Annotated in this window: 15 protein-coding genes; 7 read left to right on the forward strand and 8 right to left on the reverse strand. The window is 64.0% G+C overall.

The annotated features are described in order from the left end of the window. The first annotated feature begins 60 nt into the window (after positions 1-60). Positions 61-273 (forward strand): hypothetical protein, encoded by a 213-nt coding sequence (locus ACIPUD_RS35460; RefSeq protein ID WP_018456190.1) that lies wholly within the window; start codon positions 61-63, stop codon positions 271-273. Positions 274-387: 114 nt separating this feature from the next. Here ACIPUD_RS35460 and ACIPUD_RS35465 read toward each other — a convergent pair whose 3' ends face one another. Next, positions 388-1224, reverse strand: a complete 837-nt coding sequence (locus tag ACIPUD_RS35465) for a universal stress protein (protein WP_446482489.1) — start codon at positions 1222-1224, stop codon at positions 388-390. A gap of 209 nt (positions 1225-1433) precedes the next feature. Here ACIPUD_RS35465 and ACIPUD_RS35470 point away from each other — a divergent pair, with 209 nt between their 5' ends. Continuing rightward, entirely contained in the window at positions 1434-2972 is a 1539-nt protein-coding gene (locus ACIPUD_RS35470) for a Do family serine endopeptidase (protein WP_247298582.1), read from the forward strand. 267 nt (positions 2973-3239) lie between these two features. After that, positions 3240-3614, forward strand: coding sequence for a hypothetical protein (locus tag ACIPUD_RS35475; RefSeq protein ID WP_026233103.1), 375 nt, complete (start codon positions 3240-3242; stop codon positions 3612-3614). A 6-nt stretch (positions 3615-3620) separates the two neighbouring features. On the opposite strand, the gene ACIPUD_RS35480 is transcribed toward ACIPUD_RS35475, so the two are convergent. Both ACIPUD_RS35480 and ACIPUD_RS35485 read right to left on the reverse strand, forming a co-directional pair. After that, a complete protein-coding gene (locus tag ACIPUD_RS35480) occupies positions 3621-3938 on the reverse strand; it encodes a DUF6496 domain-containing protein (RefSeq protein ID WP_018456194.1) in 318 nt (105 codons plus the stop codon). An 85-nt stretch (positions 3939-4023) separates the two neighbouring features. Then, the gene (locus tag ACIPUD_RS35485) at positions 4024-4218 is read right to left on the reverse strand and encodes a DUF3072 domain-containing protein (protein ID WP_377790133.1); all 195 of its coding nucleotides are present in this window, start codon (positions 4216-4218) and stop codon (positions 4024-4026) included. Positions 4219-4333: 115 nt separating this feature from the next. Here ACIPUD_RS35485 and ACIPUD_RS35490 point away from each other — a divergent pair, with 115 nt between their 5' ends. Then, complete coding sequence (locus ACIPUD_RS35490; RefSeq protein WP_018456196.1) at positions 4334-4555, forward strand: hypothetical protein; 222 nt, start codon at positions 4334-4336, stop codon at positions 4553-4555. An 18-nt stretch (positions 4556-4573) separates the two neighbouring features. After that, positions 4574-4783 (forward strand): hypothetical protein, encoded by a 210-nt coding sequence (locus tag ACIPUD_RS35495; protein WP_039799669.1) that lies wholly within the window; start codon positions 4574-4576, stop codon positions 4781-4783. Positions 4784-4913: 130 nt separating this feature from the next. On the opposite strand, the gene ACIPUD_RS35500 is transcribed toward ACIPUD_RS35495, so the two are convergent. Together ACIPUD_RS35500 and ACIPUD_RS35505 are read right to left on the reverse strand one after the other, a co-directional pair. Beyond that, positions 4914-5162, reverse strand: a complete 249-nt coding sequence (locus tag ACIPUD_RS35500) for a hypothetical protein (RefSeq protein WP_018456198.1) — start codon at positions 5160-5162, stop codon at positions 4914-4916. A gap of 95 nt (positions 5163-5257) precedes the next feature. Then, positions 5258-5515 carry a hypothetical protein gene (locus tag ACIPUD_RS35505; RefSeq protein WP_018456199.1) on the reverse strand — a complete coding sequence of 86 codons (258 nt, stop codon included), beginning with the start codon at positions 5513-5515 and terminating at the stop codon, positions 5258-5260. A 138-nt stretch (positions 5516-5653) separates the two neighbouring features. Here ACIPUD_RS35505 and ACIPUD_RS35510 point away from each other — a divergent pair, with 138 nt between their 5' ends. Next, positions 5654-5875 carry a hypothetical protein gene (locus ACIPUD_RS35510; protein WP_018456200.1) on the forward strand — a complete coding sequence of 74 codons (222 nt, stop codon included), beginning with the start codon at positions 5654-5656 and terminating at the stop codon, positions 5873-5875. Here ACIPUD_RS35510 and ACIPUD_RS35515 read toward each other — a convergent pair. Both ACIPUD_RS35515 and ACIPUD_RS35520 read right to left on the reverse strand, forming a co-directional pair. After that, a complete protein-coding gene (locus tag ACIPUD_RS35515; RefSeq protein WP_085352570.1) occupies positions 5872-7362 on the reverse strand; it encodes an HWE histidine kinase domain-containing protein in 1491 nt (496 codons plus the stop codon). The two genes, ACIPUD_RS35510 and ACIPUD_RS35515, sit on opposite strands and share 4 nt — an antisense overlap. A 13-nt stretch (positions 7363-7375) precedes the next feature. Then, positions 7376-13663: a HAMP domain-containing protein gene (locus tag ACIPUD_RS35520; RefSeq protein ID WP_085361356.1), complete on the reverse strand. Its 6288-nt coding sequence runs from the start codon at positions 13661-13663 to the stop codon at positions 7376-7378. A 282-nt stretch (positions 13664-13945) separates the two neighbouring features. Between ACIPUD_RS35520 and ACIPUD_RS35525 the strand changes: the two genes are divergently transcribed. Beyond that, positions 13946-14242, forward strand: a complete 297-nt coding sequence (locus ACIPUD_RS35525; protein WP_446482490.1) for a hypothetical protein — start codon at positions 13946-13948, stop codon at positions 14240-14242. Between the two features lie 4 nt (positions 14243-14246). On the opposite strand, the gene ACIPUD_RS35530 is transcribed toward ACIPUD_RS35525, so the two are convergent. After that, positions 14247-14759, reverse strand: coding sequence for a DUF4142 domain-containing protein (locus ACIPUD_RS35530; protein ID WP_085352567.1), 513 nt, complete (start codon positions 14757-14759; stop codon positions 14247-14249). Positions 14760-14840: the final 81 nt, after the last annotated feature.

The raw sequence follows: 14840 nt of genomic DNA on the forward strand, positions 1-14840 counted from the left end.
ACCGCCATCGCCCTGACGCAAATAAGGGCAATAAGCTCTGTGAATGCGAGGGAGGGTCTCATGGACAACGTACGTCGCTACCGCGCGCTAGCGTCCCTCTGTCGTCAGCAGGCCGCCTACCGGCCGCTCCAGAGCTGGGAACTGCTCGGCCAGGCCGAACATTTCGAACATCTCGCCGAAGTCGAACTCAAGGCGCATTTCGACGCGTGCAATGCGCAACAAGACGAGGACGGCGTCGAGGCCACGGCGTGGGAGAGACCCGCCGCGGCGTGACGGTCCAACTTGTTCGAATATGACCTGAACTTGCCAACGCCGGCACCGCTCAAGACGCGGTTGTCAGCCCGAACGACAAGGCTTGTGACCGGCCCGACCTGGATAAGCCCTCGATTAATGCGACATCAGCGTCGGGACGGTCATGGCTTCCAGCATGGCGCGGGTGACGCCGCCGAGGAACCGTTCTTGCAAACGCGAATGGCCGTAGCCGCCCATGATCAGAAGATCCAGGTTCTCATCGGCTGCCAGCGACAGCATGGTCGGCTGAATGTCAGAGCGCGCCGCCGACAGGTTGACCGTGCGGGTCGACAGTCCGCGCCGGCCGAGATGCCTTGCCAGATTGCGCGTCGAGACTTCCTCGGGAACCATATCTGTTTCGTTGATCGCAATGATCACGATCTCCTCGGCGCGGGCCAGGAATGGTGAGGCGTCGCGCATAGCGCGCGCGGCGAGGCGGCTGCCATCCCAGCAGATGCCGATCCGTTTCGCCTTGAACGCTCCATGGAAGGGGTAGGGCAGGAAAAGCACCGGGCCACCCGCCTGGAACAGGATCTCGCCGGGCACATCGTTGTCGAGTGAGCCTTGCGCCGGATCCGGCTGGAGCACGATGCTGAGATCGTGCAGCCGCGCCATCTCGCCGAGCAAGCCGACCGCATCCCCCGGCATCGCCCCGAGTGGGTGGCATGTGTAGGAAATGCCGGCGTTCATCGCTTTGCTCTTGAATACCGCGAGCGCCGCCTCGGCCCGCTCCACTGCACTCTCGCGCTCCATCTCGAACACCGCCGCCACCGCAGCGCCGCCCTCCACGATATAGGCCGCACTGGTTGCCACATAGCCAACCGCAACTGCATCGAGATGGGCGTTGAGGCCCGCTGCGAGCGAGATCGAGCCGTCGATCACCGGGCGGATCGGCCGCTCGGTGGGGATGTGGACGAGAATGTCTTTGTACATGACGTGCCTCCGATGGACATCATCCGGTGGCCGCAGTCTTCCACGGTGCGCATGGCCCGCGTTGAGCTGCATCAAACGTGCAGCCTTGACCTTTGGCCGTATCGCCGGCCCGGCTACTTTGCCAAGATTTAATCGCGTGGACGGGACGCTGTAAGGTGGCGGCCACCATGTTGGGTGCAAGGCGACTTACCCAACATGGACATATCGACATGAGCGATCACGTCAATTCCGACACCACAACGTCCCGCAAGGTCCTGAGGCCGCGCCGGCTCGCGCTGCTCGGCACCGTGGCCGCGCTTGGCGTGGCCGTGCTGGCGACTGCTCCCGGCTCTTCGCCGTTCAGCGCGACCTCCTTCATTGCGCCCGCCCAGGCCGCGGAGACCGCCGCGACACCGCCGGGCTTCGGCGACCTCGTCAGCATGGTCAAACCCGCCGTCATTTCGGTGCGGGTCAGGATCGACCAGAACAATGATAAGAGCGCGATGCTGCAACAGAACCGGATGGATTCGGACGAGGCGACGCCGTTCGACCAGTTCTCGCGGCAATTCGGCTTCCGCGGCCCGGGTGGCATGGAGGGCATGCCGCGCCAGCGCCGCCAGATGATCACGGGTGAGGGCTCCGGCTTCTTCATCTCCGCCGACGGCTATGCCGTGACCAACAACCACGTCGTCGATCACGCCGAATCGGTGCAAGTGACGATGGACGACGGCACCATCTACAGCGCGAAAGTGGTCGGCACCGATCCGAAAACGGATCTCGCGCTGATCAAGGTCGAGGGCAAGAAGGATTTTCCGTTCGTCAGATTCTCCGACCAGAAGCCGCGTATCGGCGACTGGGTGGTCGCGGTCGGCAATCCCTTCGGCCTCGGCGGCACCGTGACCGCCGGCATCGTCTCGGCCAGCGGCCGCGACATCGGCAATGGTCCCTATGACGACTTCATCCAGATCGACGCGCCGATCAACAAGGGCAATTCCGGCGGCCCGGCCTTCGACATGAATGGCAACGTGATCGGCGTGAACACTGCGATCTTCTCGCCCTCCGGCGGCTCGGTCGGCATCGGCTTCGACATTCCGGCTTCGACCGCAAAGCTCGTCGTCGCACAGTTGAAGGACAAGGGCGCGGTCACACGCGGCTGGCTCGGCGTCCAGGTGCAGCCGGTGACGTCGGATATCGCCGACAGTCTGGGCCTCAAGGAGGCGCGCGGCGCGATCGTCGACAATCCGCAGGACGGCAGCCCGGCGGCGAAGGCGGGCATCGAGGCGGGCGACGTCATCACCGCCGTCAACGGCACCGCGATCAAGGATTCCCGCGATCTCGCCCGCACCATCGCCACCCTGGCGCCCGGCACGTCCGTGAAGCTCGATGTCGTCCACAAAGGCGACAGCAAGACGGTGACACTGGCGCTTGGCGAGTTGCCGAACGAGCGGCAGGCTAGGGCCGACGAGGGCAAGTCGCAGCCAGATGCCGGCATGCCGCCGCGTCTGGGGCTCAGCCTGGCTCCGGCCGGCGACGTGCAGGGCGCCGGCCAGAAGGGCGTCGTCGTCACTGAAGTCGATCCGCAAGGGCCGGCCGCGCAACGCGGCATCCAGACCGGCGACGTCATCCTCAATGTGGGCGGCAAGGCCGTCGCCAATATCGGCGATGTCCGTTCGGAACTGGCGCAGGCGAAATCGTCCGGCAAGCGCAGCGTGCTGCTGCAGGTCCGAAGCGCACAGGCGACCCGGTTCGTCGCGGTGCCGCTCGCATAAGGCGAACGTCGATCGGCGCAACTCCAAAAAGGCGGCCTTCTGGCCGCCTTTCCCGTTCGCCTTCAGGATTTCCGCAGATCGCCGATAACATTCTCGTTAACGGCAGGGAGGATGACCCGGTTTCGTCCGAAAAAGCCGTGTTCGCTCATCACAATTGCGGATCTCGTACAGACTCGGCGGCAATGAAGCCGCCGACGATTGCAAGCGTGGAACTTCGAACTTGCCGCCGCTGAGCCGGCCGGCAATTCGTATTTGATCGGTGCCGACATGGATCGATTGAAGCTCTCGCTGAGAAGTGCGCTGCTTGTGGCGCCGTTGGTAGCGCCACTCGTGCTATGGGGTGGAAACGCTCTCGGGCGCGACGACGGCCGCTACGCGGACTCACCTCTCAAGCCGTGGTTCGACGGCCTGCGCAGCCATCTCGGTCCGTGCTGCTCGGATGCGGATGGGTTTGCGGTCGCCGATCCCGATTGGGACTCGCACAATGGACATTACCGCGTGCGGCTCGACGGCGAGTGGGTCGAGGTACCGGACGAAGCCGTGATCACCGAGCCGAACCGGGCCGGCCGCACCATGGTGTGGCCGGTGAAGACCGCGTTCGGCGTTTCGATCCGCTGCTTCATGCCGGGCAGCATGATCTGACTGAGGTCAGCGCGACCGTTTGGAGGATTTGCGCTTCGACGTCTTCTTCGAACTCTTTCTCGAAGTCTTCTTGGATGTTTTCCGAGACGTCTTCTTTGACGTCTTCTTGGACGTCTTTCGTTTCGCGGCCTTCTTCGGGACCTTCTTGCCCTTCTTGCGCGCTTTCGACAGGCCGATCGCGATTGCCTGCTTGCGGCTCTTCACGCGTCCGCCTCGACCGCCCGGTCCGCTTTTCGCGGTCCCCTTCTTGTAGCGCTTCATCTCGCCTTCGACATCGCTGCCGGAGCTGCGCGAGTAGCGGCGCTTCTTTGCCTTGCGTGCCATGCATGTTCTCCCTTGGCCTGGGAAAACAATCCGGGACAGGCATGGTTCCGAAAGCGCAAGCAACGTTCCGGATGGGCGACCTAGCCTAGAACGAATCCGCCAGCTCGATCTCCGCTTCCAGCACCTGAATGCGCCGTGCTGCCTCGCTGGAGGACAGATCCCGCGCGTATTGCGCGGGCTGATACGCCTCTTCGCTCAGCCGTTTCAGCCGGAGGCCCTGCGCCCGCGTCATCTGCTCGGTGAGGAAAGACTTGGCATCGTATTTACCTTCAACCTGCATGTCGCTTCTCCCTTCTGAAATCGTGACTTGACTATATGTTCTTATTTTGTTCTAACAAGTCATGGACAACAAAATTAATGAAATTCGACGTAAAATCAGCGCCTTGAGGCTGGAAATGGCCGATGTCGAGGCGGCCGTACGCGAGCTTGTCGAGCGCGATCGGGACTGCACGGAGAAGGCCCTGGCGCAGATGGATCTGCGCCGGAAAATCAATCTGCTGATCGGCGAATGGAAGGCTGCAGGTGGCGGCGATGTCCTGCCGAATGTCCGCGATAGGATGCGCCTTCGTTCCGCGAAGACATCAGGTAGTCCTCTGCGCGTGATCGCGCGCCGCTGAGAGCCTTGGGAGCGCACGGTGGAGGAAGACCCGGATGCATACCGGATTCTAAAGCTGCGCGCCGAGATTCTCGAACTGGGCTCTGCCATCCGGCAGCTGCAACGCGAGGGGCTCGACGACGCCGCGGCCCAGCTCTTGATCGCGCGCAAGCGCGCACGACTCGACCATCTGGTGAAGTCAGATCCTGCAGGCGTTCATCCTGACATCCTGGGCAGCCATCGTAGCTGAAGCCTGCGCGCAACGCGAGGTGCGGGGCTCGTCGATACCGCATGTTGACGAAGCGGCCCGAGAGAAGTCTGTTCGAATACCAAAGCAAAAGGCCCCGCGATCGCGGGGCCTTCGTGTTTTCGCCCAACGCCTACTTGGTGTTGCTCATACCGGCCTTGTTGTTCGTCATGGTGCCGCCCTGGTCGGAGCCGGGGCCGGAGCCGCCCTGACCGGAGGGATCAGCACCCTTGGAGGACTTGGTGTTGGCGCCCGTGGTGGTCTGCGACGATGACATCGATGATCCGTGTTTTGCCTTATGCGACTTGGCCTGCACGGCGAACGGTGCGGCGGCGAGGCCGGTTGCCAACATCACGGCAAGAGCGAGCTTGGTGGTCTTCATCTGCGGGAACTCCCTGAGTTGAATTGACGCAGGCAGCCAACTGCCATTCGTCGCAGGAGTTCCGAACGAAGAAATTCCGGTAAAGCACGCATAGTTCAAGATTGCTTGTCCTCGGCGAGGATGAATACGACGCCGGTCAGTGTCGCGCCGATCGCGAACGTCGTCACCAAGGTGAGGGCGAAAACGACCACGGCCTGCCTTCCGCCGTGACTCAGCAAATTGGCGACGCCGGGATTGGACAGCACGAGCAAGAGGCTGAAAGCGAGTCCTAAGGCTGCGCCCATCATCGCGTGCGTCATCAGCTTGACGAGCCCGCTGGGAGAGATCAGGTCAGACGACTTCTTCGCGCGCATGGAACTCTATCCCAATCTCGCATGCAACGCCTGCGACACTCGCCGGTTCCACCCGCATGAAGGAATTGTCATCGTCCGCTTCATCCGACGTTCATGCCGGGTGGGCGAGAATGAGCGCGCAACACGGGAACATTCGATATGGGTAAGGTGGTCTTTCTCTATCGCTCTCTGGCTTATCGTAACGCCGCTGCGGACATCCTCCGCAAAGCGCGCAAGCTGCCCCGCGGCGCGGAGCGAAGCGCGGCGTGCCGCTATGCCAAGGCTCTGCGCGATCTCGCCCAAACGGAAGCCTGGCTCGAAGGACGGGTCGCGCGCGAGCCGCAAACGACGCAGCGCAGGAAGAGCGCGGCCTCCGGTTAGCCGGAAGCGCGCTGCAATTCGGCGGAGCTGGCGGCTTCGAAGTTGCCGGGCGCGGTCGTCGCGGCAGTCTTGCGGACCAACGGCACCTCGAGCCGGCACAGCAGACCCTCGGCGCGCCAATCGAATCGCGCCTGCCCGCCGAGCTGGGACTCGACGCTCGCAAGCAGGCTCCGCGTACCAAAGCCGCGGGATTTCGGCGTCATGACGAGCGGGCCGCCGGATTCCTCCCAGGTCAGCGTGAGCAGCTCGTCCTCGACCTGCCAGCCGATTGCGAGCCGTCCCGTCCGCGTCGAGAGCGCGCCATATTTCGCCGAGTTGGTGAAAAGCTCATGCAGCGCCAGCGCCAGCGTCTGGGCGGTTGCCGGCAGCAACTGAACTTCCGACCCCGCCAATTTGATCTGGCCGCCGAGGGAATAGGGCGCAAGCTCCTCGTCGATCAGCTTCGAGAGTTCGGCGCCCTGCCAGCTCGATAGCGACAGGATCGTGTGCACGCGCGCCAGTGCATTGATGCGTCCCTCGACGGCGCTGACATAGGCTTTGACCTCGTCGGCGCGGGTGAGGCGCACGATCGATTGCGCCAGCGCCAGCGCATTCTTGGCGCGATGATCGACTTCCCGCGCCAGGAGAGTCTGCCGTTCCTCGGCGCGCTTGCGTTCGGTGATGTCCACCGTCACGCCGCTGACGCGCATGACCCGACCGCTATCGTCAACCGTGGCGGCGGCCGTGCCGACACACCAGCGCACATCGCCGTCGGGCCGCACGATGCGGAACTCCGTTTCATAGGAGCGCGTGCCCTTGTTGAATTCGGCGATCGCCTTGCGCAACTGATCGACGTCATCCGGATGCAACAGCGCCTGAACGTTGGCCGGATTCACCTCGAAGCTCTCCGGGCCAACACCAAAGATGCGGTATTGTCCCTCGTCCCACATCCAGTCGCCGGTGATCCAGTCCCAGTCCCAGGAGCCCATCTTGCCGGCGGCGATCGCCATGCTGCGCCGCTCTTCGCTCTCGCGCAGCTTTGCTGTGGAATTCTCAAGCTCGGCGGTGCGTGCACGCACGCGGTCCTCGAGGTCCTGATTCAGCCGTTCGAGCTCGCGCGTCTTGCGATAGAGCTCTGCAAACACCTTGACCTTGGCGCGTAGCACCTCCGGCACGACCGGCACCGGGACGTAGTCGACGGCGCCCATCTCGTAGCCGCGCAGGCGGTCGATGTCGCTGACTTGAATGGCCGAGATGAAGATCATCGCGGTCTTCTGGAAGCGCGGGTGCTCGCGGATCATCGCGGCGAGCTCGAAGCCGTCGAGCTCGGGCATGCAGACGTCGACCAGGATCACCGCGATCTCGGTCTTGAGCAGCACCTCCAGAGCCTCGCGACCGGATGAGGCGATCACGAGGTTCTGGCCGAGATCCTTCAGGATCACCTCATAGGCGAGCAGCTTGGCCGGCTGGTCGTCGACGAGGAGGATGTTGACCTTTTCGTGGTCCATACGGGCATCCAACTCAGCGGTGCAGCCACATGCGGATTGCAAGCAGCAATTGATCGGTGTTGACGGGTTTGGCGAGATAGTCAGACGCGCCGGCCTCGAGGCATTTCTCGCGGTCGCCCTTCATGGCCTTGGCCGTCAACGCGATGATCGGAAGACGGGCGAAGATGGGGTTTTCACGAATGACGCCGATGGTCTGATAGCCATCCATCTGCGGCATCATGATGTCCATCAGCACGATGGCGATCTCCGGGTTGGATTCGACCAGGGCCACCGCCTCGTTGCCGGTCGTGGCCGTCAGCACCTTCATGCCGCGCCGCTCCAGCACGCTCGACAGCGCGAAGATGTTGCGGGCGTCGTCGTCGACGAGCAGGGCGGTCTTGCCGATCAGGTCTTCGTCGGAACTGTTCAGCTTCTCGAGCATGCGCTGCTTCTCGATCGGCAACTCCGTGATCACGCGGTGCAGGAACAGCGCGGTCTCGTCGAGCAGGCGCTCCGGCGATTCCACGCCCTTGACAACGATGCTCCGCGCCATGGTGTGGAGCTCCGCATCTTCCTCGGCCGACAGCTCGCGGCCGGTGAAGACGACCACCGGAACGTTCGAGAGCGCCTCGTCATTGCGGATCTGGTCCAGCACCTCGAAGCCGGTCATGTCGGGCAGGCGCAGGTCGAGCACGACGCAATCACAGGGGTTCTCACGCAGCATCGAGAGCGCGTCGGCACCGGTGCCGGTCGTCACGATCTCGATGTCGTCGTGATGCAGGAGCTCGCGGATCGAGAGCTGCTCGGCCTCGTTGTCCTCGACGATGAGCAGCCGCTTGCGCCGCGGTCGCGCATATTCCTTGATCTGGGTCAGCGCGGCCGAGACACCCTCGGTCGTCGTCGGCTTGTTGACGAAGGAGAAGGCGCCGCGCGCCAGCGCATGCTGGCGGTCCTCGTCGAGCGTGATGATCTGCACGGGGATGTGGCGGGTCAGCGGATTGTGCTTGAGCTGGCTCAACACGGTCCAGCCGAGCATATCCGGCAGGAATACGTCGAGCGAGACAGCCCTCGGCTGGTACTGCTTTGCAAGCTCCAGCGCCTCCGCGCCGCGGGCCGCGACCAGCACCTTGAATCCCTTGTCGCGGGCGAGGTCGACCAACACGCGCGCGTAGTGCGGGTCGTCCTCGACGATCAGGAGGATGCTATCGCCGGGTTCGAGGTTGAGCCGGTCGTCGGGAAGCTGCTCGATCACGCGCTGCGGTTCGGCTGTCGCGGGCTGCAGCGCCGGCGGCTGGCTCTGTTGGGGCGTTGCGCGGGGCGCGAGCGTCGGGCCGGAATATTTCAGCGGCAGGTAAAGCGTGAAGCACGAGCCCTTGCCCGGCAAGCTGCGCAGGTGGATCTCGCCGCCGAGCAGGCTTGCGAGTTCGCGGCTGATCGCAAGGCCGAGGCCGGTACCGCCATATTTGCGACTGGTGCCGGCATCCGCTTGCTGGAACGCCTCGAAGATCAGCTTCTGCTTCTCCAGCGGAATGCCGATGCCGGTATCGGACACTTCGAATGCGATCACGGCCGGCGCCGAGTTCAGCACGGGATGATCCGTGCCCCAGCCGCCGACCGCGGCGGCGACCTTCAGGCGCACCTCGCCTTCGGCGGTGAACTTGAAGGCGTTGGAGAGCAGGTTCTTCAAAACCTGCTGCAGGCGCTTGGAATCGGTGACGAGGCTGCGCGCAAGATTCGGATCGACGTCGATCTTGAACGACAAATTGCGGTTCTCCGCCTCGTGACGGAACGGCCGCCCGACCGTCTCGAGCAGATTCGCGGTCAGGATTTCCTCGGCGTCGACCGTCACCGTACCGGACTCGATCTTGGAGAGATCGAGAATGTCGCTGATGAGATTGAGCAGGTCGGTGCCGGCGCCATGGATGGTGCGGGCGAATTCGACCTGCTTGCCGGTAAGATTGCCGTCCGGATTGTCGGTGAGCTGCTGGCCCAGGATCAGGATCGAGTTCAGCGGCGTGCGCAGCTCGTGGCTCATATTGGCGAGGAATTCGGACTTGTACTTCGAGGTCAGCGCGAGCTCGGTTGCCTTTTCCTCCAGTGCGCGGCGGGCCTGCTCGATCTCCTGGTTCTTGCGCTCGACTTCGACGTTGCGCTCGGCGAGCTGCTGCGCCTTCTGTTCGAGCTGGTCGTTGGTCTGCTGCAATTCGCGCTGCTGGGTCTGGAGCTCGCCGGCGAGCTGCTGCGACTGCTTGAGCAGGCCTTCGGTCTGCATCGTCGCCTCGATCGAGTTGAGCACGATGCCGATCGAGTCCGTGAGCTGCTCCAGGAAGGTCATCTGCGAGGTCGTGAAGGAGGTGAGCGAGGCGAGCTCGATGACCGCCTTGACCTGGCCTTCGAACAGCACCGGCAGCACCACGAGGTTCTTCGGCGCGACGCGAAGCAGCGCCGAATTGATCGGCACCACGTCGGGCGGAATGTCCGCGATCACGCGTGGGCGCCGGTCGAGCGCGCATTGGCCGATCAGGCCGTCGCCGAATGGCAGCACGCGCGGATACGGATAGACGCCGTCGCCGGCATAGGAGGCAAGCAGCAGGAGCCGCGGATTCTCTTCATTCTCGACCTGGTAGATCACGCCGGTATGCGCGTTCACCAGCGGCGACAATTCGGTCAGCAGCAGGCGACCGACGGTGGTGAGGTCGCGCTGGCCCTGAAGCATGTTGGTGAATTTCGCCAGATTGGTCTTCAGCCAATCCTGCTCGGTGTTCACGTCCGTCGTGAGACGGAGGTTCGTGATCATCGTGTTGATGTTGTCTTTCAGCTCTGCGACCTCGCCGCGGGCGTCGACCTGGATCGACCGCGTCAGGTCGCCCTTGGTCACGGCGGTCGCCACTTCCGCAATCGCACGCACCTGCGAGGTGAGGTTGGCTGCCAGCAAATTGACGTTGCCGGTGAGGTCCTTCCAGGTGCCCGCGGCGCCGGGCACGTCGGCCTGACCACCGAGCCTGCCCTCGACGCCGACCTCGCGCGCCACCGACGTCACCTGGTCGGCGAAAGTCGCGAGCGTCTCGGTCATGTTGTTGATGGTGTCGGCGAGCGCCGCGACCTCGCCCTTCGATTTCACGGTGAGGTTCTGCTTGAGATCGCCGTTGGCGACCGCGGTCACCACCTTGACGATGCCGCGGACCTGCTCGGTCAGGTTCGCCGCCATGAAGTTGACCGTGTCGGTGAGATCCTTCCAGGTGCCGGCGACGCCGGGCACCTGGGCCTGGCCGCCGAGTTCGCCTTCGGTGCCGACCTCGCGGGCAACGCGCGTGACTTCGCCGGCGAAGGCATTGAGCTGGTCCACCATGGTGTTGATGGTGTTCTTGAGCTCGAGAATTTCGCCCTTCACGTCGACGGTGATCTTGCGCGACAGGTCGCCGCGCGCGACGGCGGTGGTGACTTCGGCGATGTTGCGGACCTGGGTGGTGAGGTTCGCGGCCAGCAGGTTGACGTTGTCGGTGAGGTCCTTCCAGGTGCCGCCGACGCCGGGCACGACGGCCTGGCCGCCGAGCCGGCCCTCGGTGCCGACCTCGCGCGCGACGCGCGTCACTTCCGCGGCGAAGGAGCGGAGCTGCTCGACCATGGTGTTCAAGGTGTCCTTGAGCAGCAGAATTTCGCCACGCACGTCCACCGTGATCTTCTTCGACAGGTCGCCGCCGGCGATCGCGGTCGCGACCTCGGCGATGTTGCGGACCTGAGCCGTGAGGTTCGAGGCCATGAAGTTGACGTTGTCGGTGAGATCCTTCCAGGTGCCGGCAACGCCGGGCACCTCGGCCTGGCCGCCGAGCTTGCCTTCGGTGCCGACTTCGCGCGCCACGCGCGTCACTTCACCGGCAAAGCCGTTGAGCTGGTCCACCATGGTGTTGATGGTATTCTTCAGCTCCAAAATCTCGCCACGGACGTCGACGGTGATCTTGCGCGAGAGGTCGCCGCGCGCCACGGCAGTGGTGACTTCGGCGATATTGCGGACCTGGGCGGTGAGGTTGCCCGCCATCGAGTTGACGCTGTCGGTGAGGTCTTTCCAGGTGCCGGCGACGCCGGGCACGTTGGCCTGGCCGCCGAGCCGACCTTCAGTGCCGACCTCGCGCGCCACGCGCGTCACCTCGCCCGCGAAGCGGTTGAGCTGGTCGACCATCGTGTTCAGCGTGTCCTTGAGCTGAAGGATCTCGCCGCGCACGTCCACGGTGATCTTGCGCGACAAGTCGCCGCCGGCGATCGCGGTCGCAACTTCGGCGATGTTGCGGACCTGGGCGGTGAGGTTGCCCGCCATCGAGTTGACGCTGTCGGTGAGGTCCTTCCAGGTGCCGGCGACGCCGGGGACTTCGGCCTGGCCGCCGAGCTTGCCTTCGGTGCCGACTTCGCGCGCGACGCGCGTGACTTCGCCGGCGAAGGCGTTGAGCTGGTCCACCATGGTGTTGAGCGTTTCCTTCAGCTGAAGGATTTCGCCTGACACGTTGACGGTAATCTTCTTCGACAAATCGCCCTTGGCCACCGCGGTCGCGACTTCGGCGATGTTGCGGACCTGGCCGGTCAGGTTCGAGGCCATCGAGTTGACGCTGTCGGTGAGATCCTTCCAGGTGCCGGCGACGCCGCGCACCTGGGCTTGGCCGCCGAGTTTGCCTTCGGTGCCGACCTCGCGGGCAACGCGCGTGACTTCGCCGGCAAAGGCGTTGAGCTGGTCCACCATGGTGTTGATGGTGTCTTTCAGCTCGAGGATCTCGCCGCGGACATCGACGGTGATCTTTTTCGACAAATCGCCGCCCGCGACCGCGGTCGTCACCTCGGCGATGTTACGGACCTGCGCGGTGAGGTTCGAGGCCATCGAGTTGACGCTCTCGGTCAAGTCCTTCCAGGTGCCGGCGACGCCGAGCACGTTGGCCTGGCCGCCGAGCCGGCCCTCGGTGCCGACCTCGCGCGCGACGCGCGTGACTTCGCCGGCGAAGGCGTTGAGCTGGTCGACCATGGTGTTGAGCGTTTCCTTCAACTGAAGGATTTCGCCCGAGACGTTCACCGTGATCTTCTTGGAGAGGTCGCCGCTCGCGATGGCGGTGGCAACGTCGGCGATGTTGCGGACCTGCGCGGTGAGGTTCGACGCCATAAAGTTGACGTTGTCGGTGAGGTCCTTCCAGGTACCCGCGACGCCCGGCACCTGCGCCTGGCCGCCGAGCTTGCCTTCGGTGCCGACCTCGCGCGCCACGCGCGTCACTTCCGAGGCGAACGAGTTGAGCTGGTCCACCATGGTGTTGATGGTGTCCTTCAGCTCCAGGATTTCGCCGCGCACGTCCACCGTGATCTTGCGCGACAGGTCGCCGCGAGCCACGGCGGTGGTGACGTTGGCGATGTTGCGCACCTGTGCGGTGAGATTGCCGCACATCGCGTTGACGCTGTCGGTGAGATCCTTCCAGGTGCCGGCGACGCCTGGCACGATGGCTTGGCCGCCAAGCTTGCCGTCGGTGCCGACCTCGCGCGCCACGCGCGTCACTTCCGAGGCAAAGGAGCGGAGCTGGTCCACCATCGTGTTGATGGCTTCCTTGAGCTGAAGGATCTCGCCGCGGACGTCGACCGTGATCTTCTTCGAGAGGTCGCCGTTCGCAACTGCGATCGTCACCTCGGCGATGTTGCGAACCTGGTTGGTCAGGTTGTTCGCCATCGAGTTGACGCTCTCGGTCAGATCCTTCCAGACGCCGGTCACTTCCGGGACCTGGGCCTGGCCGCCGAGCTTGCCTTCGGTGCCGACCTCGCGCGCCACGCGCGTCACCTCTGAGGTGAACACGCCGAGCTGCTTGATCATGGTGTTGACGATAGTCGCCGACTGCAGGAATTCGCCGCGCAGGGGGCGTCCATCGACGTCGAGCTTGACGGTCTGGAGCAGGTCGCCCTGCGCCACGGCTGCGACCGCGCGCGTCACCTCGCGCGTTGGCCACAGCAAATCGTCGATCAGCGTATTGACCGAGCCTTCCATGTCGGCCCAGGAGCCGGAGGCCAGCCCAAACTTCACGCGCTGGCGGGTCTTGCCCTCGCGGCCCACCACCTGGCCGACCAGTTCGAGCTGCTGCGCCATGCGCTGATTGGCGGCGATGATGTCATTGAAAGTGTCGGCGAGCTTGCCGTCGATGCCGAGATAGTCGCCGCTCATGCGCACGGAGAAATCGCCGTTGCGCATGGCCTGCAGGGCGAGCAGCAATTCTGCCCGGGAATCGGGCTCCGACATGCCGTTGGTTTTTGGCTTTGGAACGCGACGACCGGAACGTGATGCAGATCCGGGATCGAGGTCGCTCATAATTTGTCCCCCGCAGGCGTCAGCCGATTCCCAGGCAAGACGCGGATTATCAAAATAGAGCGTCAGCCAAATTCGAAATCAAGCGCCAACGTTACGGCGCCAGGACGTGGAACCTGCTTTGCTCAGCCCGATTAACATAATAGCGATACCTCGGAATGGTTCCATTGGGTTCCTGATTTCTGCCGAGGGAAGACACCTTGGGGGCCCGTTTCGGGCCTCGGTCATCGCTTCCGGAACGGACCGCTGGTCCTGCTGTTAGCCTCGAATACAGGGAGAGCGCACATGAAAGCAGGATTTGCCGTGATCGGCACCGTGATGTTGTTGGCTGGATCGGCGTTCGCACAAGGCGGCGCGCCCAGCGGCCGTGGTGCGGTGACCGGCGACCCCGCCGCAAGCTCCGCCACCCCACGCGCGGACACACCAACTACGGGTGCGTCGACCCGGTCCAATCCCAGCGGTAGCGGCACCTCGTCTTCGGGCGGCAAGGATGACAATGGGGATGCCGGCCGGGACCGGATGCCGGAGAGCGACCGCACCGTGCGGCCGGAGAGCCAGCAAAGTCATCCGAACAATAAATAAACGGCTACTTGTCTGCCATGGTGCGCTCGGCGTCTTTGACCTGTGAGCGCAACAGTGGGAGCTGCTCGCGCGCGAATGTTGCAAGCGCGGCATTGTCGGGCGCCTTCAGATAGCGCTCGAGCAGGTCGATCACCGATTCATACTCGGGAATCTGCGCGGCATAGAAGCTTCTGACGAAAGTCGGTCCGTCCGAAGTTTCGGGCTCGACCAGGCTCGCGCTCGCCGAGGTCGTCTTGGCGACGCGCGGTTCGGTGCCGATCGTCTCCTGAATCTGTTTCAGGGCCTTGTCGCGCCGGGCTGCTTCTTCGGCGCGCAGGGCGGCGAGGTTCTTGACCTCGGCATTGCCCTTCAGGTCGGTGCTCTCCAGCAAGCCCTGCTGAAAGCGGCTGAAAGTGTAGAGGTCGCTGATGGTCTCGGTTGCGGTCGGCGTGCGGCCGGTCGGCCGTCGCTCTCCGGTGCTGTCGGCAAGCGGTGCAGTGCTGATGAACGCCAAAACCATCGCGAGAAGAATCCGCATGGACGTCTAATGGCGGACGGCGGTCGAAAGTTCCGCAGATGTTACGATCCGGTAAGGGCGGTTGCGACGCGTCGGTTCCGT

The organism is Bradyrhizobium sp. CAR08, from assembly GCF_052871955.1.